Source organism: Rummeliibacillus suwonensis (assembly GCF_007896435.1).
GTDB lineage: Bacteria > Bacillota > Bacilli > Bacillales_A > Planococcaceae > Rummeliibacillus > Rummeliibacillus suwonensis.
The window spans coordinates 94902-118387 of the sequence record NZ_VCBL01000001.1; the positions used below are offsets into that span (position 1 = coordinate 94902).

Sequence of the window (23486 nt, forward strand, 5' to 3'; positions counted from 1 at the left end):
AAATGTACATAACTTGTTTTTTTATAACATAAGATGAAACAAATATCAGCATCAGACAACATGTGTTTAGAATGCTATAATAATCATAACAATACAGAAGAATTGACATATCTGTAGTTGCTTAAAAATATAGCAATATGTCGATGAAATAGTCGTATTGGAGGTTTCTGTTATGGATGAACAATCATTACAATCACGATTAGTGGATATTCAAAATGGAGAAAGCTCATGGCAGGAGAAAAATGTGCCAGAATTAGTAGAAGCCATGCTTGAACATATTGGCTCGCCTAATCCACAGCTTAGAGATAAATTGATTTATCAAGGATTTGATCATTTAATTCTAAAAGAGGCGCTCATGACAAATGAAACACTCGTCAATTTGCTAACAAGAGCATTAGGGGACGAGTTTTTATTTTATGAAATAGGAGATGTCGGTACTGATCATATTTTTAAACGATCATTCTCAGTGCTCTTAATAGCCCTTATATTAAAAAAGGATTTAGAACATTCATTGATTCCATCAACATTATTAGATCGAATAAGAAATGAATTACTCCTATATTTGGATTTAGAACAGGATGTAAGAGGGTTTGTTCCAGAAAAGGGCTGGGCACATAGTATAGCCCATACGGCAGATGCTATAGATGAGCTTGTAAAAAATCCTAGATTGAACGCGAAATATTTTCCTGTTATTTTCCAAGGGTTGATAAATAAAGTTTTTACTTTTACAGATGTTTATGTAGCAGGTGAAGACGAACGCTTATTAAAACCTATTATGACAATGCTTGACATTGGCTTACCTGTAGAAACGTTGGATGAATTATTTGAAAAGATTCCTGTATATATCAAAAAGCAAAAAGTTAAACTAGATGAAGAAAGATTTTCTAAGCTTTATGAAAATTGTAGAAATTTCTTGAAGAGTTTTTATTTTTATGCAGGAATTGACGAAAAAAATGCGATTCTCCAACCAAAAATTAGTGATTGTTTACGTCAATTATAGAAGAAAAGAAAGTGAAATCTCTCTCTCAGCGGAGTTCTTCTTTCCTTATTTATTGTTAGTTGAACCAATCGGGCTTATATAGGTACAGGCAGTCGGTCGGTCCTACGCTTTAATCGCTACTTTTCACTAGTATCTTAAAGTAGGGGCTCTTACCGCTCCATTTGTGCGGGAATAAATAATTGATGGCTTAAAAAGCAGTTGGTTGAGATGAATTTTTAAACTGTATCCCAATCGTTAGATTGTGTCTAACAATTGGGATATAGTTCATTTTAACCCTGCTTTTCATCTGTAGAAATACTTAAAAAACATATAGAAAATGAAAAGAAAATTCCGTTTTTTATAAGTAATTATGCTACCATAAGAATACAGTATTTTATAAGGAGCGAACAACAAGTGACAATTTCAACCGTAATTTTTGATTTAGATGATACTCTATTGTGGGATAAGAAAAGTATTGCCACAGCATTTGCTTTAACATGTCAGAAAGCTGCTTCGATCGTTCATGTAGATGCAAAGCAATTAGAGGAAAAAGTACGTGAAACGGCTCGAGATTTATATAGTACATATTCTACGTTTGAATACACAAAACTAATTGGTATCAATCCATTTGAAGGGCTTTGGGGAACATTCGATGATCCTACACCGCAATTTCAGGAACTTAAGAACATTGTTCCTACTTACCGTAAAGATGCATGGACAGGTGGATTAGCAAAGCTTGGAATACATGACGAGAAATTGGGAGCAGAGCTTGGAGAATACTTTGTTCAAGCAAGAAAAGAAAGTCCTTTTGTTTATAAAGAAACATTCGAGGTGCTAGATGCTTTAAAAGGAAAGTATCAACTCGTATTATTGACAAATGGTGCACCAAGTTTACAAAATTTAAAATTGAAAATAACACCAGAAATCGTTCCTTACTTTGATCATATTATCATTTCAGGGGATTTTGGAGAAGGAAAACCAGCTGCATCCATCTTCCAACATGTATTAGAAGTAGCAAAAGTTCATGCGGATGAAGCGATTATGGTAGGAGATAATCTAATGACCGATATTCTCGGTTCTTCTCGTGTTCAAATGCGCTCTGCATGGATCAATCGTGAAAATAAACCACATGTTGAAGGGATAATCCCTACTTATGAAATTCACTCTTTACATGAGCTTGTGCAATTATTAGAAGACATTTAAGTTGAATGTGAAATTTTGAAAAGTAAACTTTCATGAGTGATTGCTTCCGACTTGTATATGAAAAAAAACTTTTGAGGGATCTTGGCCTTTTTAGAAAGTGAAAGGGCGATGATTCTTGCAACAATCAGGGCACCTGCACATAATAGTGAGGGGCTCTGCTTTAGGTTTGACGTAGAAAATATCCTCATGGAGGAAATCCGTATAAAAGTAGTATTAGAAAGCAAAGCTAAAAAGACGTTCACATCGTAGGGAAGGAAATGAAGCTGTGAAAAAGTTTTTGAAAGATCCGATGATGCTCATTGCAGGTATTTTAACAATAATCTTAGTGATTTATCGATTATATTTATAATAAGAGACGTCCATGTCCAATAAACCAAAGAAGTTTTAGCAATGTAACAAATGCGAAGAGCACAGATGCTGATCGAACAGCATTCTGTGCTCTGTTTTTTAGTGAGAAATGTTATATTATAGATTAATCGCTTTTGCTTCAAAGACGCTTTCTTGAGTAGTTAAAAATTCAAGGTTTTCCACTGCGTTATCTACAGAAAGCATCATGATCGCATTTCCACCTTGGTTTGAGCGACCAACTTGCATGGTTGCGATATTGATATCTTTACCGGCAAGAAGTGTACCAACTCGTCCGATTGCACCAGGCTTGTCTGTATGTTTGACAAAGATTAAGTGACCTTCTGGCACAACATCTACCATATAGTCATCCACTTGAACGATTCGAGCTCCAAAACCATTTAGTAATGTGCCCTTCACTTTATGGGTTTCGTTTTTGGTTACAAGTTCAACTGAGATAGAGTTTAAAAAAGCTTTTGCTGTAGTAGATTTATGTTCGTTGATCTTAATTGCATTTCGTTCAGCTAAGTAACGAGCATTTACATTGTTTACATGATTCCCTAAGTTACGAGTAAGCACACCTTTTACAGCATTGTTTGTTAATGGACGAACGTCAAAGCCAGCAAGTTCACCAGAATAATATACATTGATTTCTTCAATGGCTTCATCTGTTAAGTTAGAAACAAATGCACCGATTTTATTAGCAAGTTCAAAGAATGGTTCCACTTTAGCGATCATATCTTTTGAAACAGAAGGCATATTCACTGGATTGCGGACTGTTCCTACTTTAAAGAAGCTTAAGATGTCATTACTTACATCAATGGCAACAGATTCTTGAGCTTCAACCGTTGAAGCTCCAAGGTGAGGAGTAGCAATAACTTGTGGCAAGTCAAGTAGACGGTTCCCTACGAATGGTTCATCTTCCATTACATCAAGTGCCGCGCCTGCCACTTTGCCTGATTCTATAGCATTGTATAAAGCTTCTTCATCAATGATACCGCCGCGAGCACAGTTGATAATGCGAACGCCGTCTTTCATAATGTTGAAAACTTCTTCATTGATCATATGACGAGTAGAGTCTAGGAGTGGTGTGTGAACAGTGATAAAATCAGCTACACGTGCCACATCTTCAACGCTTCCATAGTCAACGCCAGCTTTTTCAGCTTTTTCAGCAGTTAAGAATGGATCATAAGCAATAACGTTCATACGGTTACCTTTTGCACGATGAGCAACTTCTTGACCAATACGACCGAAACCAATAATTCCTAATGTTTTGTTTTTAAGTTCAACACCAACAAATTTTTTACGATCCCAGCGTCCTTCTTTTAATGATAGGTAAGCATGTGGGATATGACGAGCTAAAGACATGATCATCGCTGTTGTATGTTCAGCAGCTGAGTTCGTATTACCGTCTGGTGCATTTACGACAATAATCCCTTTTTCAGTAGCAGCATTTAAATCGATATTGTCGACACCGACACCAGCGCGACCGATCAATTTCAAGTTATCAGCAGCTTCAATAATTTCACGTGTTACTTTTGTTTGTGAACGGACAAGTAATACATCATAATCCTTAATGATTGCTTTTAATTCTTCTGGTTGAAGGCCAGTGTTGATCACAATATTTAAATCTAGTTCTTGTTCTTGGCGAAGAGGGTAAATACCATCTTCGCTTAGTGGATCACTGATTAAAATGTTAATAGCCATCTGTACATTCTCTCCTTATTGTGCAACTTTTTCTGTAGTATTTTGTAAGTAAACTGCTTGAGCTGCGGCAACACCAGCACCAAGTTGAATCTTTTTGCCGACTTTCACAAGTGCGATTTCCATTGCTGCTATATATTGAAGTACATCTGTTGGTGCGCAATAGCCCATATGACCAACACGGAAGATTTTTCCCTTTAAAGTTTGTTGACCACCAGCAATTGATAGGTTAAAGTCAGCTTTCAATACTTTTCGGAATGCTTCTGGATCAAAGTCATCCGGTTTTACAGAAGTAACAGTTGGAGAACCGTCTTCATCTGAAGCAAATAAAGGAAGATCTAATGCTTTAAATGCTGCACGAGTCATATCACGCATTAATTGGTGACGGGCATATATATTATCTAGACCTTCTTTTTCGAAGTTTTCAAGTACTTGTTCTAAACCAAATAATAGTGATAAAGCTGGTGTGAAAGGTGTAGTATCTTTCGCAAGATTGTCACGATATTTTGTAAGGTTTAAATAGAAACCTTTTTGCGGATTAGATTCAATCACTTTCCATGCACGTTGGCTAACTGCGATAAAGTTAAGTCCGGCTGGTAGCATAAATGCTTTTTGAGAACCAGTTACGACTACATCGATGCCCCATTCGTCCATTTTTGTTTCAACACCGGCCATGCAAGATACACCGTCAATAATAACTAATGTTTCGTTATTTACAGCGTGGACAGCTTGTGCTAGTTTACCGACAGGATTTAATACACCTGTTGAAGTTTCACAATAAGTAGAGAAAACAGCTTTGATGTCTGGGTTTGCTTTTACATAGTCAGCAATTTCAGCTGGTTTTAATGAAGTTCCCCATTCTACCTTATATTCTTCCACATTGATATGGTATGCTTCACAAATTTTAGTGAAACGATTACCAAATACTCCTGTAGCAACTACTAACACTTTATCGCCTGGTTTTACTACGTTAACGATTGCAGCTTCAAGTCCTGATGTACCACTACCAGTTAACATCATGACGTCCCCTGTTGTTCCAAAAACTTTTTTCAGTCTAGGTTTAATATTTTGAATCATTTGACTAGTTTCACTACCACGATGGCCAATCATCGGTTTAGCCATTGCTCGTTCAACGCTTGGTGGGATTGGTGTTGGTCCTGGAATGCGTAATAATTGGTAATCTTGTAACATAAAAATTTGCTCCTCTCATTTTTAGAAAATATCTAGCGATTTGAGTTTTTCAGCGCTTATCACAACTGAATAATTCTTTTCGCTTTTAATTAAAAAAGCTTTTCACACCCTTACCGTCGTAAGGGGCGAAAAGCTTGTATGAACAATCGCGGTACCACCCTTGTTTTACTGCCCTCTTATGATGGACAGTCTTTACTATATGCGTAACGTGCATGATCCGGGTAAACCTACTTGTTTGTGTTCAGAATACCTACTCAGAAGTGGAACTTATCGCTGAAATCACTGATTTGCACCAACCATCAGCTCGCTGTGGGATTTTCAGATCGTTAAGCATGTCTTCGTCGTTGTATTTTTCGTCGTATTGAATTTAATCCAATATTAAAGCCATTAACATCGAATGTCAACTATATTTTAAAAATTTCTTAAAATTATTGTTGTATGACATCTATAAACTAGCTTTAACACGAACTTTTTATATGAAATCGCTTATAATGTACGTCTTTTGGGAGAGTACAGGTTTATGTCAATGAGCGAAGATAGAAGCATAGACTATGATTATTTCGATCTATCAAAATATTTTAGAGATAAATCTATTGTACAAAACTATGTTAAAAGCTAAGAATACATAATTTATGGAGATTGAAATTATTTTAATATAATTATATGGCTGTATACCGCAAATAAAATGAGAGCCTTTTATCGTGAAAACGATTAAAAAACTCTCATTACTAAGATTTCATCCAATGGAAATTTACTTCCGTTTCCCAGTAGGTGATAAGTTGGACTAATCGTGCATATATAGGTGGGTTGTATCACATATCTTCCGGCTCGTTGCTAGAGTCTAGAAGAGAGGTTTTCTTGCCTATTCATGCAGGATAAATGTTTAAAATTTAAGTTTGCATCATAATTCTTGAAAGCATTTTTACACGTGAAATAAGATCAATTTTCCGCTGGAGTTCACAAGACGATGTGTCTTTTCTGATAAACCTAATTGTTCGATCTTCTTTTCCCCTTGTGATTTTGCAGTTGCTTCATCTGAGAATTCCCATGCCTCATCTTTAATGATCTCTCCAGATTTTTCGAAAGCTGTAAAACGAAACGTTAGCATAATCCTCACCCCTTATAATGAATATACATTCATTATACAAAAATAGCTTAGTTTTTGTATATAAAAATGTGACGAGTAAGGTTAAAACGCTATAAATAATTGGAAGTTTATGATAAAATAAGAACAAATATTCGTATTCAGAAAAGAGGGATTGAATGTCTTCGATTCGATTTTTCCATACTGCGGACTTGCATCTGGATAGTCCATTTAAGGGGATGTCCGATTTACCGGATAAAGCATTTGAACAATTGCGTAACAGCACGTTTGAAGCTTTTGCGACGTTGATTCAAAAGGCGATTGAAGAAAAACCTGATTTCATCCTGATCGTTGGGGATATTTATGATGGAGAGGATCGCAGTTTAAGGGCACAAAAAATTTTTCAAGATGGTATGAAACAGCTAGGGCAACATAAAATTCCTGTCGTCATCAGTTATGGAAATCATGATCACTTGAAAGGAAAGTGGACCCGATTTTCTTTACCTGAGAATGTATATGTTATGCCTCCAAAAACAACGACATTGGTACTGAATATTCGTGATGTACAAGTGAATATATACGGATTTAGTTATCCAGAGCGACACGTGACACAATCAATGATCGATACATATCCTGTTGCTACAGAGCAGGATGCTGTACATATTGGGATGTTGCATGGCAGTTTGCAAGGAAACACAACGCATGATGTATATGCGCCATTTACAGTTGAAGAATTACTATCGAAAAACTATGATTACTGGGCACTGGGGCATATTCACAAACGCCAGGTTTTACACATCGATCCTCCGATTATCTACCCTGGCAATATCCAAAGTAGACATCGTAAGGAACAAGGAATAAAAGGATTTTATGATGTTACCATGACCCATTTTGCTGCTGATTGTACATTTATCCCCACTTCAACTATTGTTTATGATAATTTGCAGGTAGACTGCAAAAATTTAATTCATGCCAATGAAGTACTAAAGGCATGTGCACAAGTATTAGAAGATTTTCGTAAACAGTTTGGCGCAGGGGTCGTCTGGCTTCATCTAACGAATATTGAAGAACAAAACATGTCACTGTTTGAAGAAACATCCATGTTAGAGTGGCTTGAGGTAATCCGTGAACAAGAGGAAGATAACACGCCATTCATATGGGTTCATTCACTTGAAGCAGATGATCATACAGTTGTTACGTATGAACCAACATTAGCAGCAACCTCCGTTTTAGAAGTTTTAGGTGACTGGGATGAGCAACAGTTGAAAAAAGTAGTGAAAGATTTATATCAACACCCAAAAGGAAGCCGCTATTTAGAAGATTTAACTTCTGAAGATTTAAATAATCTTGTTTTGGAAGCAAAGCAATTATTTACACAAAAAATCAGTATGACAAAAGGATAAGGGGGTGTTGGCAATGTATATAAAAAAATTGGTGATTTATGGGTTTGGACAACATGAAGATATAACAGTTGAATTATCGAAGACCATAAATGTTTTTTATGGTTTAAATGAAGCAGGTAAAACAACGATTCAACAGTTTATCTTACAAATTCTTTTCGGTTTTCCTCAAAAAAATCAGCAACAACTGCGATATGAACCCAAAAAAGGTGGTCAATATGGTGGACAGGTCCATCTAATAGATGATGAATTTGGTGAATGCATGATTGAACGTGTGAAAGGGAAAGCGAGTGGAGATGTTACCATACATCTATCGAACGGAGAAAAAGGCCATGAAGATTTATTAGCAAAAATTTTAAGAGGGTACAATAGACAAAGCTTTGAAGCAGTATTTTCCTTTTCAGTTCATCAACTACAGCAAATGGAAAACTTATCTGAAGAGGAGTTAAGTCGAGTTCTTTTAGCCTCTGGTACAACAGGAGCAGATCAACTTTCAAATGTAAAACAGCAATTAGAAAAAAGACAGCAAGAATTATTCAAAAAATCGGGGAAGATCCCAGTATTAAACCAGCAAATAGTAGAGTTATCGAAACAAGATCAGAAAATAAAAGAAGAGCGAAAAAAATTAGATGACTATGAGCCATTTATAAAACGGATAGATGATATACAAACAGAACTAACAAATCTTGATCAACAAGAACAACAACTTCAGTTGAATATACACCAGTTAAATGAGTTACGCCAACTTTCACCATTACTAGATAAAAAGCAAAAATTAGAATCAGAACTAGCCGTCGTTATGAATACAACATTTCCTGCAAATGGTGTACAGCGTTATGAACATTTACAAGATCGTCAATTGACAAATGATGCAGCATTAAAAAAAGTCCAACAGGATTATGAACGCTTGTTAGAACAATTGCATGTAGAGTTTGATGAAAGCCGTTTAAGCAATTTAAAGGAACTTGTTGAGCGTGACAGTGAATGGCGTGAATGGCAAAGTCAGATCCATCAACTAGAAAGAGATATACAAGCCATCGAACAAGAGATGGCTATTCAATTTCAACTATTAGGAATTACGCAAAAAGAACAGCAACAAGCAGTTTTGCAAGCCGAAGTATCTATTCAGCAAGATGATCAATTCCAACGTTTAGTTCAACAACTTGAAGATCAGGAGGAACAGTATCGATTTCAAGAACGGGTAGCTAATCGATTACAAGAGGAGATTCAAACATTATCTCAGAAGCTGGATAAACTATATGAAAGTATGCCTACGGAGCAAGATCAAGAACGCTTAAATGAATGGCATAAAGAAAATGAAGAAGCTGCTGAAGCAAAAGTATTATTGCAACAATCACATGATTTGAAATCAGGACAAATAGCAAAGGTTTTAAGTTTTTTACTTGCAATCGTTTCGATCATTTTAGGTATTATGCAAGAGAAAATAATGATAAGTATTTTTGGGATAATAGCGGCAGTTGGTCTTTTTATGTTATTTGGCCGTCAATCAAAAGATGTAAAATCGGACGGGCACATAGAGCGCTATAAAAGAAAATTGGAAAAAGTGCATGGAATGAAAGCTGAGATGGAACAATTGGAGCAATCAATCCGTCTTTATAACGATCGTGTGGCTTTAGTCGAACAACAAGTAGAGGACAAAGAAAAAGAACAGCAACAGGTCTTGAAATTGCTAAGTAAATTGACTATGTTTACAGAGCAAAGCAGAGAGCAGTTGAATGTATTTTTAGCGAAATTTCAAATTACAGGGGATATCCATCCTAGCGTTCTAAATGAAATATTTAGGAATGTCCGCCATCTACAGCAATCGAATAACCGCATTAAAATGATGGCAGAGCAAAGGGCACAGCTACTAGCACTAAGTGAAGAACGATTACAAAAAGCTTCTCAAGCTTGCAAAACTTCTTGTACTTCAGAAAATATGTCTACGATCGTTCATAATAGCTATCAGCAAATGTTAGAACAAAAACATTCCATTAATCATTTAGCTGAGAGAAAAAAACAATTACAGCAGCAATTAGCAGAACTTAGTCTGCTCCAAAATACGTATCAGGAAGAAATAGAGAAATTATTACAAGAAGCACAAGTGCAAACAGCAGATGAATATTACAAAGCTGCTGACCAATATACACAATTGGTGAACATCCATACTTTATTGAAGCAGATCAACGCTCAACTTAAAATGTTTGATGACAAATTATACACCAGCAATTTGTCCATTCAAGATATCATTAATCGGTTGGATCAATATAAAGAGCAAGAGTTGCAGCTGCAACAGCAAAGAAATATTTTGCTTAAAGAGCAAGCTACCCTACATGCACAAGTTGAGCATTTACTGGAAGATCAACAATATGCTCATCATCTTCAGCAATTTGAACAGCAAAAAGCAGCATTTAATGATCATGCGAAAGAATGGGCTATATCTAAACTCATTTCTACGGCCATTCAAGAAACCTTATATCGGTTAAAAGAAGAAAAACTTCCTGCTGTCCTACAGCATGCAGAGCATTATTTTAAAATACTGACAAATAATCGCTATGAATCACTTTATATGAATATAGAAGGACGATTTGAAGTATTATCAGTAGAAGGTATTCGCTATTCGATTGCAGAGTTATCGCAAGCAACAAAGGAACAAGCTTATATCGCATTACGGTTTGCTTTAGCAGGCTCATTGAAACAATCTGCACCATTTCCGATTATCATGGATGATCCATTTGTCCATTTTGATCGTTTACGGATAACTTACATGGTACAATTAATAAAAAACATATCCAATGAACATCAGATACTCTATTTTACATGTCATGAAAACATGCTTAATCAGTGGGAGAAAGCAAATATCGTCCATGTAGCAGAACTTAAAAATGAAAGGGGATTGACTTCGGTATGAATGGGGTAACGACATTACAAGCAGGAGCACCAGTCGATCAGTATTTACTCATTAAACAAGCGACAAAGGGTGTTACAACAATGGGAAAACCATTCATGACACTCGTTTTACAAGATAAAAGCGGAAGCATTGAAGCAAAGCTTTGGGATACAGGCGAAGAACAAGAACGTTTGTATCAAGCGGGCGGTATTGTCCGTATTGGAGGAGAAATTCACGATTATCGTGGTAAATTACAATTACGCATCAAAACCATTCGTCCAGTAAATTCAGATGAAAGTATTTCAGTAACAGATTTAGTGCAATCCGCTGAAACACCAAAAGAAGAGTTGTTTGATCAGCTGATGGGATTTTTCTTTGAAATAAAAAATCCTAATATTTCTCGTATTACCAGATATTTAATTATGGAAAATCAACAATCTTTTATGACCTTTCCAGCCGCAACGAAAAACCATCATGATTATGCTTCAGGATTATTGGACCATGTTGTGTCCATGCTAAAGCTTGGCAAGGCAGTTGCAGATTTGTATCCTACGTTAAATAGAGATTTACTCTATGCGGGAATCATCTTGCATGATATTGGTAAAGTAGTAGAATTATCAGGCCCAATTTCAACCAGTTATACAGTAACAGGTAATATGCTTGGACATATTTCAATCATGGTGACTGAAATTGCACGTGCTGCTGATGCATTGAATATTGAAGGCGAAGAGGTAATGCTTCTTCAGCACATGGTCTTATCCCATCATGGCAAAGAGGAATGGGGTAGTCCTAAAAAGCCAATGCTTCAAGAAGCTGAAATGTTACATTATATCGATAATATTGATGCAAAAATGAATACATTAAAACGTGCGCTTAGCAAAACAAAACCTGGTGAATTTACTGAGCGTTTATTCCCATTGGATAATCGTTCTTTCTACAAACCAACGATCGAATAATAAGAGTTATCACGTTCAAGTTGAATAGCATCGAAAAAGGGTGATCCCAAACGAAGAATCCTTGGTTTGAGGTCACCCTTTCTATATGCTCTTTCAAGTGGATATTTACTCTAAATGGCACAGTCCAAAGAGCAGCTTTTAGATGGCTTAGCGAGGATCAATGATATTAAAGAATCCATTCACTCACCAAATTCAAAGGAACGTCCGAAAAGCAAATAGCAAGGAAGAAAGTTTTTTTTAGCAAAGTGAAATGTTTTTTTAATCTTTAAAAGACTTTTAGGAAAAGACTTTTAGGGTCACTACGTGAAGTTTCAGGTTAGGATATCGTAAAACACAGCAAAAATAAAAAGGGATTCAAAAAGTCTGCTTTGATAAAAGACTTTTTGAATCCTCCTGATTTCATAGAAATATTATTGTGCTGATGAATTAGTGAATTGAGATAAAGCATCTTTTAAGTCTTTGTCTTTAATTTTTACATCTGCGTCTTTGACTAATTTAGATACTTTTGTTAGTAATTGAGATTGATCGGCTTCTTGAAGTTGCAATTTTTTCTTGATTGCAGCTTTATTGTCTTCATAAGAACCGCTCACCTTAGCAGCACGTTCATCTTCTAATTTAATGATATGGTAGCCATAAGTGGATTTGACAGGTTCGCTAATTTCACCTTTTTTTAGTGCATAGGCAGCTTTTGTAAACTCGGGAACCATTTTATCTGGACCAAACCAACCTAGTTCTCCGCCATTAGCTTGTGAACTTGAATCAGTTGAATATTTTTTAGCTAATGTAGCGAAATTTTCGCCCTTATCTAATTTAGCTTTCACTTCTTTAGCTGTTTTTTCATCTTTAACAAGAATGTGACTAGCTTTTACTTCTTTTTTCATTTCTTCAAAATACGCTTTCATATCAGCTTCAGATACTTTTACGCCATCAGCTAATGCAGCTTCTTGTAATAGGTTTAATTTAATACTACGTTTAAATGATTTTTCAGTCATGTTTTGAGCTGCTAAAGCTTGTTTAAAGTCTTGCCCTTGTTTTTCTATATCTTCTTTTTGCTTTTTGTATTCAGCATTTACATCTTTATCAGCTACTTTATATTTGTCGCCCAATACTTTTTCGATAATGATTAATTGTAATGCTGAGTCACCAACTGAATCTTTCATTTCTTTATATAGTTGATCCTTTGTTACATCACCAACTTTTGATGTAGCAACTTTTTCATCGCCACTGTTACCACAAGCAGACAATGCTAGTACAGATGCTGCAAGTGTCAATGATAAAAATGTTTTTTTCATCCTTTTTCTCTCTCCCAACTTAAGTCACTTCAACTTATGTAACTATACCATAGAACGAAAAAAAATGGAAAAGGTTGCAGCGAAAAGCGCCTAAAGATGAGTCGAATATGTGCATACGATAGGTAAGAAAGGGGGTGACAGACATGAGTGGAGGTTACCAAAATAACTACGGTTCTAGCTCCTTTGCACTTGTGGTGGTTCTATTCATCTTGTTAATCATCGTAGGGGCAGCATTTTTAGGGTACGGTTACTAATGAAGTGAAAGACCATTTATCATATCGTAAATGGTAAATGGTCTTTTTTATCTTGATTCAGCAATGTTTTTCTGCGACGAAAGCAGAGCAACAGGAGCAAATTCTTTTTGTACCGAAAGCGGAGTGGTAGGTACAGAAGACTCCCACCTCTATGGGGGTGAGATGAATGCTTATTTTTCCTCATTCAGCGGGTGTACAAACGCCTGCTGAATCAAGATAAAGCCTCCGGCGGATGTCACGAATTTTGAAGAAGATTTTTTCGAGGAAGCTCGAAAGAAATCCGGACACTGATTAGCTGAAGGCATAATTGATATAGTTTTACAAGGCACGAGGAACATCATGACCATGTACAACCTATTTATCTTATATAGTAAACATCATTTCTAAATAAAATGAAATCAATAAAATGGTGATAAGCACATTAATCGTGCGGTAAATTTTAGGTTGCTTTTCCTCGGGAATTTCTTTCTGCGCGCACAGAGCGTACGTCATCCGGTTAATTTGGAATAGATAGAACACCGAGAACAAGACAACAATAGCAATGATCAAGTCTTTTCCTCCCCTCTATATACCCTTCTAGCATATCAAAAAAAGGACAGGAATGACAAGTATAGGTATCATTTGTTTGAAGGTAAAATTAGGATTTCAAAGCCCTTATCTGTCTCTTCTATCAATGCCTTTTTAGGTGAACGAATGAGCTGCTTTACATAAAGTAGATCCACTACACATAATCCACAATGGTATGCTAACAAAATAGCGAAATAATGTCTAAAATCAGGAAAAATAATAGCGCATGTGATGAATGTGCTATTCAATACAATGAAAGGTATTATAAGCGCAATTACATAACGCGATTTTAAAATAGGTTCATGAATACGCATAGCTAAAACAGGAAAAAGCTTAAACTGTTTCTCAATCGAAAAGCGTAAACGATGACGATAATGGATCAATGGCAAAAAGTGTAGAAACTTATGAACAGGATAGATCATTAAAAGCACTAAAACAAATAATGGAAATAATCGATCAGATACTGGACAGTCTTTATAGGCAGTTATGGAAATATAAAAAATTGAAAAGACCATCAGGACGAAAATAATGGAAAATAAAAAAATACGATTATGACCATATTGTCTTTGAACATTAATGGTTTTCCAGCAATGCAACTTATAGCATCTCCACTTCTAAATTAGAATATCGATACATAACAATAAAGCTTTTTATAAAGAAAATCAAGCTTAATTTTTGGGGACAAGTTGCCTTACTTTGCAAACATACTTTTAATGATGGTTTTTCAATGATTTTCGTGGATGGTGAAACCGTACATAGGTTAAAAAAGCTCCAACATCAATTTGTCAAAAATTGTTTGATGCCGGAACTTCCAATCAGTTTTCCATATTTTTTAGAGAATCTTCAAAAATATCCATAAAGTCATCTCCGTAAATATTACGGATTAGTGCAACCAATTCTAAAAATTGTGGAAACTTACCATACATTTCTTTCAGAGGAAGAGAGCCTTCAATAATACTATGTTTAGAATAGTTGAAGTTTTCATATAACTCTAATAGCAATGAATGACCTTTCTCGGTGAGCTCAACATATGTATTTCGTTTATCATCATCACGTTTAGAGAATGATAGCAAGCCACGCTCTTCCAGGTTTTTTGAAAAATTAAAAGCTGTAGATACATGCATCACTCCAAATTTAGCAATATCAGAGATGGAAGCACCTTTTAAATTATTAGCAATTAGTAATACATGGTGTTCATTAATATTCAAATCATAGGGTTTGATCCATGCTTGCCAATCTTTCTCCACGGCTTTCCAAAGAGCTTTTGATAATTGAGCAATACGTTGTGAGTAGAGCATGGCTTCTTTAGCCGTAATTAACTTTTCAGACATAGCTATCACCACTTTCGTAATTTCTTAATATTATATCATTCTCTTACAAAAATATACAATAGAATAAAGAAATGTTATGCAAATAAACTTTATTGTAATAATATTTACATACTGATATCAATTTACTTTTTTACTTTTCTGTTTTGAAAATGGCTGATTTGTTGTTGAATTTCTTCCACAGAGCTTTGTAGGGCCGATATTTCTTGTTGAAGCTGCTGACGAATAGGAGCTGTTTCTTCTTTCCACTCGGCAACAGAAGCTTTTGTATCTTCTACGAATATGGGTAACGTTTCTTTGACTTCTGATTTAATAGTACTAACAGAATTTTTAATGTTTGTCACTTGTTGCTTTAAATCTTGTACTTGGTCGTTCGCATTTTTTTTAATTGCTTTGATAGATGAACGTAATTCCTTTCCAGATTGTGGTGTTGTCAATAATACAGCTACAGAACTACCTAATACGCCAGTTGCTAATCCTAATAAAAAAGTTGAAGCTTTCATCATTTCAGTCTCCCTTCCTTCTAGTTGTATCCTTCTTATTACTATATTAAAACAAGATATTAAAAAAATAAAAGAGGATAACTCGTAAGTTTTGATAATGACTTATGAGTTATCCCATTCAATAGGTCAAAATTGAAAGAAGTTGATCTACATTTGTGTAGACCAACTCTTTCTTTACGACGTTATGCTTGGTTTAAAGCTGTTTTAAATTTAGAGCGTTTGACAAGACTTATAATTATTGGATAAATAATGATAAACGCTACAATATTAATGGCTACAGCAGGTAGTACTACTGTTAAGAATAATGCACCGAACGGAATGTCAGCACCTATTACCAAAATGGCAGAACCTAAAAATACGCTTCCTGAAATAATTGTACCAATACCTGCAAGAATTGCTGCTACAACGACTTTTTGAGCCGTTTTTTTCAATAAGACAACAACAGCGAAAAAGATAAAAGCTGTAACAAATTTATCGATAATATTCGGTACAAATCCACCAGGGAATGTAGAAAATAGTCCTGAAATGATGCCAGTAGAAACAGCAAGTAAAAATACTTCTTTTACACTGGGAAATAGTAAAATTCCGATAAACATCATCGTCAACATGAAGTCCGGCTTCATACCACCGTTAAATCCAGGAATAACAATATATAATGCTGCTCCAACACCAACGAGTAGTGCCATTAATACTAAATTTTTTGTATTCATTTCTCATCTCTCCTAATTTAGATCCTAAGCTAAGCTCTTGTTTTCCTCCCGTATTCTAGTATCCGAAAGCGAAAACTTATAATGATTTTACAGTTTAATTGATAGAAAGGCAAGAGGGTCTAGCCTGCTATATAGCATATCCAAAAATTACTATTTCAATGTTTGAAATCTAGTTTCTTCTATATTAGTGGATAGTAATTCCACTATTTCAAGACATAAGTAAAAAAGAATAAGTATGTGGATCAACTACTTGTCAATCCTCGATCGGTTCAATTAGCACCTAGTGGAAAAGGAAGTAAGTCTTCACTTTGTTATATGCCAATAAGGTCACAAAAATTTTCATCAGAACTATGCATAGCCACAGTTATATTGATATAGTACGATTTCTGACCGTTTGCGTAAGGACATAAATGTATAATTTACTTCTCCCATTTCCCACAATTGCTTTAAAGATTGCTCATATGTTTTAATAAAAATGTTTCCTGAAATTTAGTTGAAAATACATTTAATGGTTCATTATCGCAACTTGGGCTGATTTGCTTCCATTTAATGATGATGTGCTCTTTTCTGTTAAAGCGAAGATTTAAACTATATCTTTTCGTTAAATTAACAGGTGTGTTGATTAGGAAGAAATTAGGGGATATATTTGACATAATACTTAAAAAAAACATGTATTTTCAGCCTCATTTATCTAGATCTTCGCTGCGGCTTGCTCGAGTCCTCGAAAATGCATGCGTATTTCCTTCGTGCGGTGTGGATTAATGTACCGCGGGAAAAGCGAACAGATGAGACCCTGCACGGAGCAATTTAAGGAATGGTGTCTAAGAACGCCACGTCCTGTGGCAACGACTCCGTGACCAACGTCCTGTTGCCCCGAAGACGGCTCAATGTTCGCCCACAGGAAAGCGAGCAAGCCATAGCGGAAATCAACGTATTTTTCTTGTTTTGTGAAAAATTAGATAATTTACATACCTGTTAAATTATTATTTAAGGAGTGGTGTTTTTATGGCAATTGATTTTAATAGTCTAGATAATCGGTTTACGTATTCTACAAGAGAAGCAGATTTAACTTGGATCAATAAGATAAAAGATATTTGTGACATCAAAGGGAAAAAAGTTTTGGATATTGGTTGTGGAGGCGGGATCTATACAAAAGCATTGGCAGATATGGGTGCTTCGACTGTTACAGGTTTAGACTTCTCAGAACAGCTACTAACTTCTGCAAAAGAAAAATGTAAGGGATGTTCTAATGTGGATTTTAAGTTAGGAAATGCTTTAGATACGAAATTACATGATGAGCAATATGATGTCATTATAGAAAGAGCTGTCATACATCATATCCAAAATTTAAATGAATGTTTTAAAGAGGGGTACCGCCTACTGAAAAGAGGAGGTATATTCCTTATTCAAGATAGGACGCCTGAGGACTGTCTTCTTAAAGGTAGCTCTACTAATATTAGAGGATATTTTTTTTCGAAGTTTCCTAGCTTAATCGATAAAGAGATCTCAAGAAGATATCCGAGCCAAAAAGTGTTACAAATACTCCAACAAACTGGATTCAATGATATGAAAGAGTACAGTTTATGGGAAACAAGAAAAGTATATAAACATGTAGATGATTTAATGAAGGATATTTTGAATAGAACAGGGCGTTCACTTCTTTATGAACTAAATGATGAACAACTAAAGGAGCTCGCAGCGTACATTAAAAATCAAATGGATTTGTCAAATAATGAAACTATTATTGAAAAGGATAGATGGACCATTTGGAAAGCAACCAAATTTTAAGATAATACAGCGTCTACCCGTATGCGTCGTGCAAACTGTAGCGGAAATCAATCGGCTATCTAATTTTTATGTCAAGATGTAGAGTCAAAACTGATTCAAGTAAAAATTTCAAGCTATTAGAGTTGATTTGCTAAGGTATATAAACAGCGCAGAGAATTTCTGCGCTGTTAGGTAGATTGCATAATATGAGTATTGATTACTTTTTTAAGTTAGCTTTAATTTCTTCAGCTAGTCCTTTTAGAATTTCAGGAGTATACGCATCTTCTTTTGTAATCCAAGTAGGTTTATAGCCATCTGTTTCATCATATCTTGGTATAAAGTGTAGATGAAAATGGAATACACTTTGACCAGCAGGTGCACCATTATTATTTAATAGATTCATACCTACAGGTTTGAAAGTATCTTTGATCGCACTCGCAATGCGTGGAGCGACTTTGAAAAGATTAGCAGCTGTTTCTTCGGACATTTCAAAAACATTCGCTACATGTTCTTTTGGGATTAATAATGTATGCCCTTTTGTTAATGGGCCGATATCCATAAATGCATAGACATAGTCGTCTTCGTAAATTTTTGTGCTAGGGATAGAACCGTCGATAATTTTGCAAAATAAACAATCGCTCATATAAAAACACACCTTTCACTATTTTGCTATTCATTTTACCATATAAGAACTGCTAGAAAGAGGAATTTTTGATAAACTGTAAGTAAGAATGGGAGTGACTTTGATGACGGTATTAGAATTACAATCAGTAACAGGTGGTTATACCCGAAAACCTGTTATTCATGATTTATCTTTTGCAATTGAACCAGGTGAGCTAGTAGGATTGATCGGATTAAACGGTGCAGGTAAAAGTACTACGATTAAACATATTATTGGGTTAATGACACCGCAAAAAGGAGAAATTTTGTTGAATGGTATGTCCATTAAGCATAATATGGATCAATATCGTTCTTCTTTTTCCTATATTCCTGAAACGCCAGTTCTTTATGATGAATTGACTTTAAAAGAGCATTTAGAGTTAACAGCGATGGCTTATGGAATTGATCTTGAAACAATGGAAGAAAGAGTAACACCACTACTAAAAGAATTTAGAATGGAAAAACGATTAAATTGGTTTCCCTCTCATTTTTCGAAAGGGATGCGCCAAAAAGTAATGATTATGTGTGCCTTTTTAGTCAATCCTTCTTTATATATCATTGATGAGCCATTTTTAGGACTCGACCCGTTAGCTATTCAATCGTTGTTAGATCAAATGGATGAAAAGAAAAAAGAGGGAGCCGCTATCCTTATGTCAACACATGTATTGGCAACGGCAGAAAAACACTGTGACAAAATCCTTTTATTGCATAATGGACGTTTAAGAGCATATGGTACGATGAATGATTTACGCCAAAAATTCAATATGCCGAATGCAACACTAGATGATTTATACATTGCGATGACAAAGGAGCAAGATCATGAATAGCTTGCAAGATGTTTGGCGTACGAGGTTTACCCATTATATGGGAGAAGTACAGAAATATATGCGCTTCGTCTTTACAGGACATTTGGCCATTGTTATTATGTTCGTTCTAGGTGCAGGTGGTTATCAATACAGCGAATGGTTAAAAACAACATCCAGTGATTTTCCTGCCATCTGGTTAGCTGCTGCTATTATGGGGATTGTCCTTGGGTTTAGCCGACCAGTTACATTGATTCGAAAGCCAGATGAGGTTTATTTATTACCTCTTGAAACGAAATTACCTCAGTATTTTGCAAAAGCATTACGATATACATTTGGCTCCCAAGTGATCGCTGTGATTCTTTTTTATCTGGTCATATGGCCGATGCTTCGGCAAGTAGCGGGGCTTGAGCCAATAACGATTATCATCGGGTTGATCGCATCCATCTTATTGAAATGGTGGAATATCAATAGTGAATTCACTTATAGATGGGCCTATAAAGGTCACAATGTATGGATGGATCGAATTGTTCGTATGATAGGTTCATTTGCATTACTTTTATCGATTTTAAACGTTCAATTTATCCCAATCATCATTATGATTTTAATCATTGTTTGTTATCCGATGTCATGGAAAAAGAAAGTAAAAGAAACACCGTTCCCATATGAACATTTTGTAAGATTAGAAGAAAATCGTATGATGGGGATTTATCGATTTGCAAATTATTTCACAGATGTCCCTAATATTCATGGAAGTATAAAACGCCGTGCATGGTTGGACTGGATGTATAAAGTAATCCCATATGCGAAGAAAAATACACAAGAATATCTCGTATTCCGTTCTTTTGTCCGAACAGATGATCATTTCTATTTGTGGCTTCGTTTAACAGTGATCTCTGCATTGGCTGCCGCATTCGTTCATATTCCGATCGCCATTGCTGTAGTGGTCGCTGCCCTATCATTTGCGACCACTATTCAGCTAAAACAAGCTTTAACATCATCTAACGATTTTCGAATGGACATGTTGTACCCTTTACCGAAGGGTGCACGTAAAAAAGCAGCAGTGAAAATCGTGCGTTACACGATCATTGTACAAGCCATCATTGTTTTGTTCGCAGGATTGGGAACACCTTATTTCTTTGCACAAGGCTTTGTCGTATTCATCATTGGAGAATTGACGATACGATTAAGTAAATAATTTCAAACAGTAGTTGAGCCTTTAAAGTATGTAATTGCTTTAAAGGCACTTTTTTCTCTGATACACACCACCTTAGCTATATTAAAATATGATAGGGGAGTCGAACCATGAATGGTCAAAAGAAGAATGTGGCTGTTTCTGTATTGGATTTAGTAGCGGTATTAAAAGATCACGATGCATCTCATTCGTTCCACAATAGTTTAGAGCTTGCACAAAATGTTGAAAAGCTTGGATACAAACGTTATTGGTTTGCAGAGCATCATAATAGCCGAAGCATTGCAAGCTCAGCTACTTCACTTTTAATCGGTTATATTGCACAAGGAACTGAGAAGATTCATGTTGGAGCAGGGGGCATTATGCTTCCCAACCATGTTCCTTTGGTTATTGCAGAACAGTTTGGTACTCTAGATGCGTTGTATCCAGGAAGGATTGACTTAGGTTTAGGAAGAGCTCCAGGAACTGATTCCATCACAGCACAAGCGCTTCGTCGAAATCTACAAGGATCAGATCAAGAGTTTCCAAACAGCATATTAGAACTACAACAATATTTAAGTGATAATCCTGATGGTCGTGTACATGCCTATCCAGGAGAAGGATCTAATGTGCCATTGTATATACTGGGCTCTAGTTTATTTAGTGCTCGGCTTGCTGGAATGTTAGGCTTACCATATGCATTTGCTGGTCATTTTGCTCCAACTTATTTAAAAGACGCGTTTCGCGTATACCGAGATTCGTTTCAACCTTCAAAACAATTAAAAGAACCCTATACAATAGCTTGTGTCAATGTAATTGCGGCCGATACGAATGAGGAGGCTCAAAAGACAGCCACTAGTCTATACTTATACTTTTTAAATGTTGTAAGGGGGACAAGAGATCCATTACAACCTCCAGTGGATGATTTGAACTCTTATTGGTTTGAATCAGAAAAACAGACGGTCATGCAATCTCTTTATTACACATTTACCGGAGATCAAGCTGCCATCACGCATCATTTAGGAAGATTTATCGAAGATACTGGTGTTGATGAGATCATGGCATGTTCTCATATCTATGATCCAAGTGCACGTATTCGTTCTTATGAGATCTTAGCATCTGCTATTAAGGAAATTTAAAATGAAGAAAAAGAGATATTTTTAAATCATAAATGTGTTAGTCGGATAATCAACACGCGGGATAAAAAATAAAACTATGCATGGACTTTGTGGTTCATACATAGTTTTTTATTTATCCCGCTTTAACGGGCAGTAAGACCCCCACCTCAAGGTTTAGAGAGAAACGAGAAAGATAGGTGGGGGAACAACTGCCCGTAAAAGTCCGATTGGTTTAGCTAACCATCAGTGGGGGATGAAGAAAACCCCCACTGATGGAAGCTTCACTTTATCTATTTATTTTTCAGTATGATAGAGGATCGCAGCGGTACCAAGTGTTTTGGCTGCCACTATCATGGCTTGTTCATCAAAGTCAAATTTTGCATGATGATGTGGATAGGCAGTACCTTCTTTTGGTTTAGCTCCAGTGAAAAAGAAAGTGCCAGGGATTTTATCAACATAGTAGGCAAAATCTTCTGCTACCATAATCGCGTCCATTTCAGCTACATTTGTTACACCTGGAATGGTTTCTGCTACTTGTGCTAAAAATGCAGTTTCTTTTTCATGATTGATCAGAGGGATATAACCTTTTAAATACTGAAATTCGTATTTGGCATTTGCTGCTAGGCAAACGCCTTTGACGACCCTTTCTATTTCTTCAATAATTTTTTCTTGAACTGCAATATCAAAAATCCGAACAGTACCAGATAGTTTAGCTTCTTCAGCGATAATATTGGGAGCACTTCCAGAGTGGAAAGTCCCCACTGTTAAGACTGCACGAGAAGTGGGATTGATCCGTCTTGAAATAATTTGTTGTAGTTGAACGACTAGGCTTGCACCAACAGTGATGGCATCCACTGTTGTATGTGGAGCAGCACCGTGTCCTCCGCTTCCGATAATTTTGATCTTAAAAAGATCTGCTCCTGCCATCATTGCCCCGCTTCGATAGTTAATAGAGCCAGAAGGAAATTGCGACCATAAATGTGTACCAAATATAGCGTCAACACCATTTAAACAGCCTGCTTCAACCATTGGTTTAGCCCCACCCGGAGCAACTTCTTCTGCGAATTGATGAATGAATACATAGGAGCCAGGTAATTCTTCACGATGCTTCCATAATATTTTTGCTAACACAAGCAACGTTGCAGTATGCCCATCATGTCCACATGCATGTGAGACACCTTTAACAGTTGATTTATAAGAAACTTTCTTTTCATCTTGGATCGCTAATGCGTCAAAATCAGCTCTAAGTGCAACCGTTTTTCCAGGTTTTCCGCCTGTTATGCGTGCAATAATACCATTCCCTCCAACATTCGCTTCAAAAGGTATATCTAATCGTTTATAAAAATTTTGTATATATGCAGCCGTTTTATGTTCATGGAAAGAAACTTCTGGGTGCATATGTAAATAACGACGAATCTCTTGCATTTCGGCAAATGAATTTTCAAGCTCTTGATAAATCGTTTGCAATAATTGATTTGGCAACATAATCACTCCTGTCTAAAATGAAAAAACTAGATATAAGTAATCTTATTAATTTACTCATATTTATGTAAATAGAGTA

The 23486-nt window shown here is 35.9% G+C and carries 21 protein-coding genes; 10 read left to right on the plus strand and 11 right to left on the minus strand.

Going from position 1 to position 23486, the window contains the following annotated elements; translation table 11 throughout:
• The first annotated feature begins 172 nt into the window (after window positions 1–172).
• Both FEU33_RS00485 and FEU33_RS00490 read left to right on the plus strand, forming a co-directional pair.
• Window positions 173–1000 (plus strand): DUF2785 domain-containing protein, encoded by an 828-nt coding sequence (locus FEU33_RS00485; RefSeq protein WP_146547507.1) that lies wholly within the window; start codon window positions 173–175, stop codon window positions 998–1000.
• 393 nt (window positions 1001–1393) lie between these two features.
• Window positions 1394–2182, plus strand: coding sequence for an HAD family hydrolase (locus tag FEU33_RS00490; protein ID WP_146547508.1), 789 nt, complete (start codon window positions 1394–1396; stop codon window positions 2180–2182).
• Window positions 2183–2647: 465 nt separating this feature from the next.
• On the opposite strand, the gene serA is transcribed toward FEU33_RS00490, so the two are convergent.
• From serA to FEU33_RS00505, 3 genes are all read right to left on the minus strand, one after another.
• Window positions 2648–4234, minus strand: coding sequence for a phosphoglycerate dehydrogenase (serA, locus tag FEU33_RS00495; protein ID WP_146547509.1), 1587 nt, complete (start codon window positions 4232–4234; stop codon window positions 2648–2650).
• Window positions 4235–4249: 15 nt separating this feature from the next.
• Window positions 4250–5422 carry a pyridoxal-phosphate-dependent aminotransferase family protein gene (locus FEU33_RS00500; protein WP_146547510.1) on the minus strand — a complete coding sequence of 391 codons (1173 nt, stop codon included), beginning with the start codon at window positions 5420–5422 and terminating at the stop codon, window positions 4250–4252.
• Window positions 5423–6344: 922 nt separating this feature from the next.
• Window positions 6345–6530 carry a YhzD family protein gene (locus FEU33_RS00505; protein ID WP_146547511.1) on the minus strand — a complete coding sequence of 62 codons (186 nt, stop codon included), beginning with the start codon at window positions 6528–6530 and terminating at the stop codon, window positions 6345–6347.
• Between the two features lie 155 nt (window positions 6531–6685).
• On the opposite strand from FEU33_RS00505, the gene FEU33_RS00510 reads away from it, so the two are divergent.
• From FEU33_RS00510 to yhaM, 3 genes are read left to right on the plus strand one after another with little or no spacing between them, the layout of a single operon-like run.
• Window positions 6686–7909: a metallophosphoesterase family protein gene (locus tag FEU33_RS00510; protein WP_146547512.1), complete on the plus strand. Its 1224-nt coding sequence runs from the start codon at window positions 6686–6688 to the stop codon at window positions 7907–7909.
• A 13-nt stretch (window positions 7910–7922) separates the two neighbouring features.
• Complete coding sequence (locus FEU33_RS00515) at window positions 7923–10817, plus strand: AAA family ATPase (protein ID WP_146547513.1); 2895 nt, start codon at window positions 7923–7925, stop codon at window positions 10815–10817.
• Window positions 10814–11752 (plus strand): 3'-5' exoribonuclease YhaM, encoded by a 939-nt coding sequence (gene yhaM / locus FEU33_RS00520; RefSeq protein ID WP_146547514.1) that lies wholly within the window; start codon window positions 10814–10816, stop codon window positions 11750–11752. Before FEU33_RS00515 ends, yhaM begins: the two co-directional genes overlap by 4 nt.
• 410 nt (window positions 11753–12162) lie before the next feature.
• Here the strand turns inward: yhaM and FEU33_RS00525 are convergent, their stop codons facing one another.
• Entirely contained in the window at window positions 12163–13044 is an 882-nt protein-coding gene (locus FEU33_RS00525) for a peptidylprolyl isomerase (protein ID WP_146547515.1), read from the minus strand.
• A gap of 143 nt (window positions 13045–13187) precedes the next feature.
• Between FEU33_RS00525 and FEU33_RS00530 the strand changes: the two genes are divergently transcribed.
• On the plus strand, window positions 13188–13298 hold the full coding sequence (locus FEU33_RS00530; RefSeq protein WP_146547516.1) for a YjcZ family sporulation protein: 111 nt from the start codon (window positions 13188–13190) through the stop codon (window positions 13296–13298).
• 363 nt (window positions 13299–13661) lie between these two features.
• Here the strand turns inward: FEU33_RS00530 and FEU33_RS19035 are convergent, their stop codons facing one another.
• The 5 genes from FEU33_RS19035 to FEU33_RS00555 all read right to left on the minus strand — a co-directional run bounded on the left by FEU33_RS19035 (window position 13662) and on the right by FEU33_RS00555 (window position 16406).
• The gene (locus FEU33_RS19035; RefSeq protein WP_146547517.1) at window positions 13662–13847 is read right to left on the minus strand and encodes a hypothetical protein; all 186 of its coding nucleotides are present in this window, start codon (window positions 13845–13847) and stop codon (window positions 13662–13664) included.
• A 68-nt stretch (window positions 13848–13915) separates the two neighbouring features.
• The gene (locus FEU33_RS00540) at window positions 13916–14461 is read right to left on the minus strand and encodes a DUF3267 domain-containing protein (protein WP_146547518.1); all 546 of its coding nucleotides are present in this window, start codon (window positions 14459–14461) and stop codon (window positions 13916–13918) included.
• A gap of 219 nt (window positions 14462–14680) precedes the next feature.
• Complete coding sequence (locus FEU33_RS00545; RefSeq protein WP_186725961.1) at window positions 14681–15196, minus strand: HTH-type transcriptional regulator Hpr; 516 nt, start codon at window positions 15194–15196, stop codon at window positions 14681–14683.
• A 122-nt stretch (window positions 15197–15318) separates the two neighbouring features.
• Complete coding sequence (locus tag FEU33_RS00550; protein WP_186731273.1) at window positions 15319–15696, minus strand: YtxH domain-containing protein; 378 nt, start codon at window positions 15694–15696, stop codon at window positions 15319–15321.
• A gap of 182 nt (window positions 15697–15878) precedes the next feature.
• Entirely contained in the window at window positions 15879–16406 is a 528-nt protein-coding gene (locus FEU33_RS00555) for a tryptophan transporter (RefSeq protein WP_146547520.1), read from the minus strand.
• Window positions 16407–17411: 1005 nt separating this feature from the next.
• Between FEU33_RS00555 and FEU33_RS00560 the strand changes: the two genes are divergently transcribed.
• The gene (locus FEU33_RS00560) at window positions 17412–18194 is read left to right on the plus strand and encodes a class I SAM-dependent methyltransferase (protein ID WP_146547521.1); all 783 of its coding nucleotides are present in this window, start codon (window positions 17412–17414) and stop codon (window positions 18192–18194) included.
• Window positions 18195–18390: 196 nt separating this feature from the next.
• Here the strand turns inward: FEU33_RS00560 and FEU33_RS00565 are convergent, their stop codons facing one another.
• Window positions 18391–18816, minus strand: a complete 426-nt coding sequence (locus FEU33_RS00565; protein ID WP_146547522.1) for an HIT family protein — start codon at window positions 18814–18816, stop codon at window positions 18391–18393.
• A gap of 103 nt (window positions 18817–18919) precedes the next feature.
• On the opposite strand from FEU33_RS00565, the gene FEU33_RS00570 reads away from it, so the two are divergent.
• The 3 genes from FEU33_RS00570 (at window position 18920) to FEU33_RS00580 (ending at window position 21946) form a co-directional block, all read left to right on the plus strand.
• Entirely contained in the window at window positions 18920–19660 is a 741-nt protein-coding gene (locus FEU33_RS00570; protein WP_146547523.1) for an ABC transporter ATP-binding protein, read from the plus strand.
• Complete coding sequence (locus tag FEU33_RS00575) at window positions 19653–20834, plus strand: ABC transporter permease (RefSeq protein WP_146547524.1); 1182 nt, start codon at window positions 19653–19655, stop codon at window positions 20832–20834. The genes FEU33_RS00570 and FEU33_RS00575 overlap by 8 nt, the downstream gene beginning before the upstream one ends.
• A 107-nt stretch (window positions 20835–20941) precedes the next feature.
• Window positions 20942–21946: an LLM class flavin-dependent oxidoreductase gene (locus FEU33_RS00580; protein ID WP_146547525.1), complete on the plus strand. Its 1005-nt coding sequence runs from the start codon at window positions 20942–20944 to the stop codon at window positions 21944–21946.
• 273 nt (window positions 21947–22219) lie between these two features.
• Here the strand turns inward: FEU33_RS00580 and FEU33_RS00590 are convergent, their stop codons facing one another.
• A complete protein-coding gene (locus FEU33_RS00590) occupies window positions 22220–23350 on the minus strand; it encodes an amidohydrolase (protein WP_280524847.1) in 1131 nt (376 codons plus the stop codon).
• Window positions 23351–23486: the final 136 nt, after the last annotated feature.

Excerpts from the sequence above, each read along its gene's own strand:
- FEU33_RS00485 (WP_146547507.1), top strand. The coding sequence starts at position 173 with ATGGATGAACAATCATTACAATCACGATTAGTGGATATTCAAAATGGA.
- serA (WP_146547509.1), bottom strand. The coding sequence starts at position 4,234 with ATGGCTATTAACATTTTAATCAGTGATCCACTAAGCGAAGATGGTATT.
- FEU33_RS00500 (WP_146547510.1), bottom strand. The coding sequence starts at position 5,422 with ATGTTACAAGATTACCAATTATTACGCATTCCAGGACCAACACCAATC.
- FEU33_RS00505 (WP_146547511.1), bottom strand. The coding sequence starts at position 6,530 with ATGCTAACGTTTCGTTTTACAGCTTTCGAAAAATCTGGAGAGATCATT.
- FEU33_RS00510 (WP_146547512.1), top strand. The coding sequence starts at position 6,686 with ATGTCTTCGATTCGATTTTTCCATACTGCGGACTTGCATCTGGATAGT.
- FEU33_RS00515 (WP_146547513.1), top strand. The coding sequence starts at position 7,923 with ATGTATATAAAAAAATTGGTGATTTATGGGTTTGGACAACATGAAGAT.
- yhaM (WP_146547514.1), top strand. The coding sequence starts at position 10,814 with ATGAATGGGGTAACGACATTACAAGCAGGAGCACCAGTCGATCAGTAT.
- FEU33_RS00525 (WP_146547515.1), bottom strand. The coding sequence starts at position 13,044 with ATGAAAAAAACATTTTTATCATTGACACTTGCAGCATCTGTACTAGCA.
- FEU33_RS00530 (WP_146547516.1), top strand. The coding sequence starts at position 13,188 with ATGAGTGGAGGTTACCAAAATAACTACGGTTCTAGCTCCTTTGCACTT.
- FEU33_RS00545 (WP_186725961.1), bottom strand. The coding sequence starts at position 15,196 with ATGTCTGAAAAGTTAATTACGGCTAAAGAAGCCATGCTCTACTCACAA.
- FEU33_RS00550 (WP_186731273.1), bottom strand. The coding sequence starts at position 15,696 with ATGAAAGCTTCAACTTTTTTATTAGGATTAGCAACTGGCGTATTAGGT.
- FEU33_RS00555 (WP_146547520.1), bottom strand. The coding sequence starts at position 16,406 with ATGAATACAAAAAATTTAGTATTAATGGCACTACTCGTTGGTGTTGGA.
- FEU33_RS00560 (WP_146547521.1), top strand. The coding sequence starts at position 17,412 with ATGGCAATTGATTTTAATAGTCTAGATAATCGGTTTACGTATTCTACA.
- FEU33_RS00565 (WP_146547522.1), bottom strand. The coding sequence starts at position 18,816 with ATGAGCGATTGTTTATTTTGCAAAATTATCGACGGTTCTATCCCTAGC.
- FEU33_RS00570 (WP_146547523.1), top strand. The coding sequence starts at position 18,920 with ATGACGGTATTAGAATTACAATCAGTAACAGGTGGTTATACCCGAAAA.
- FEU33_RS00575 (WP_146547524.1), top strand. The coding sequence starts at position 19,653 with ATGAATAGCTTGCAAGATGTTTGGCGTACGAGGTTTACCCATTATATG.
- FEU33_RS00580 (WP_146547525.1), top strand. The coding sequence starts at position 20,942 with ATGAATGGTCAAAAGAAGAATGTGGCTGTTTCTGTATTGGATTTAGTA.
- FEU33_RS00590 (WP_280524847.1), bottom strand. The coding sequence starts at position 23,350 with ATGCAAGAGATTCGTCGTTATTTACATATGCACCCAGAAGTTTCTTTC.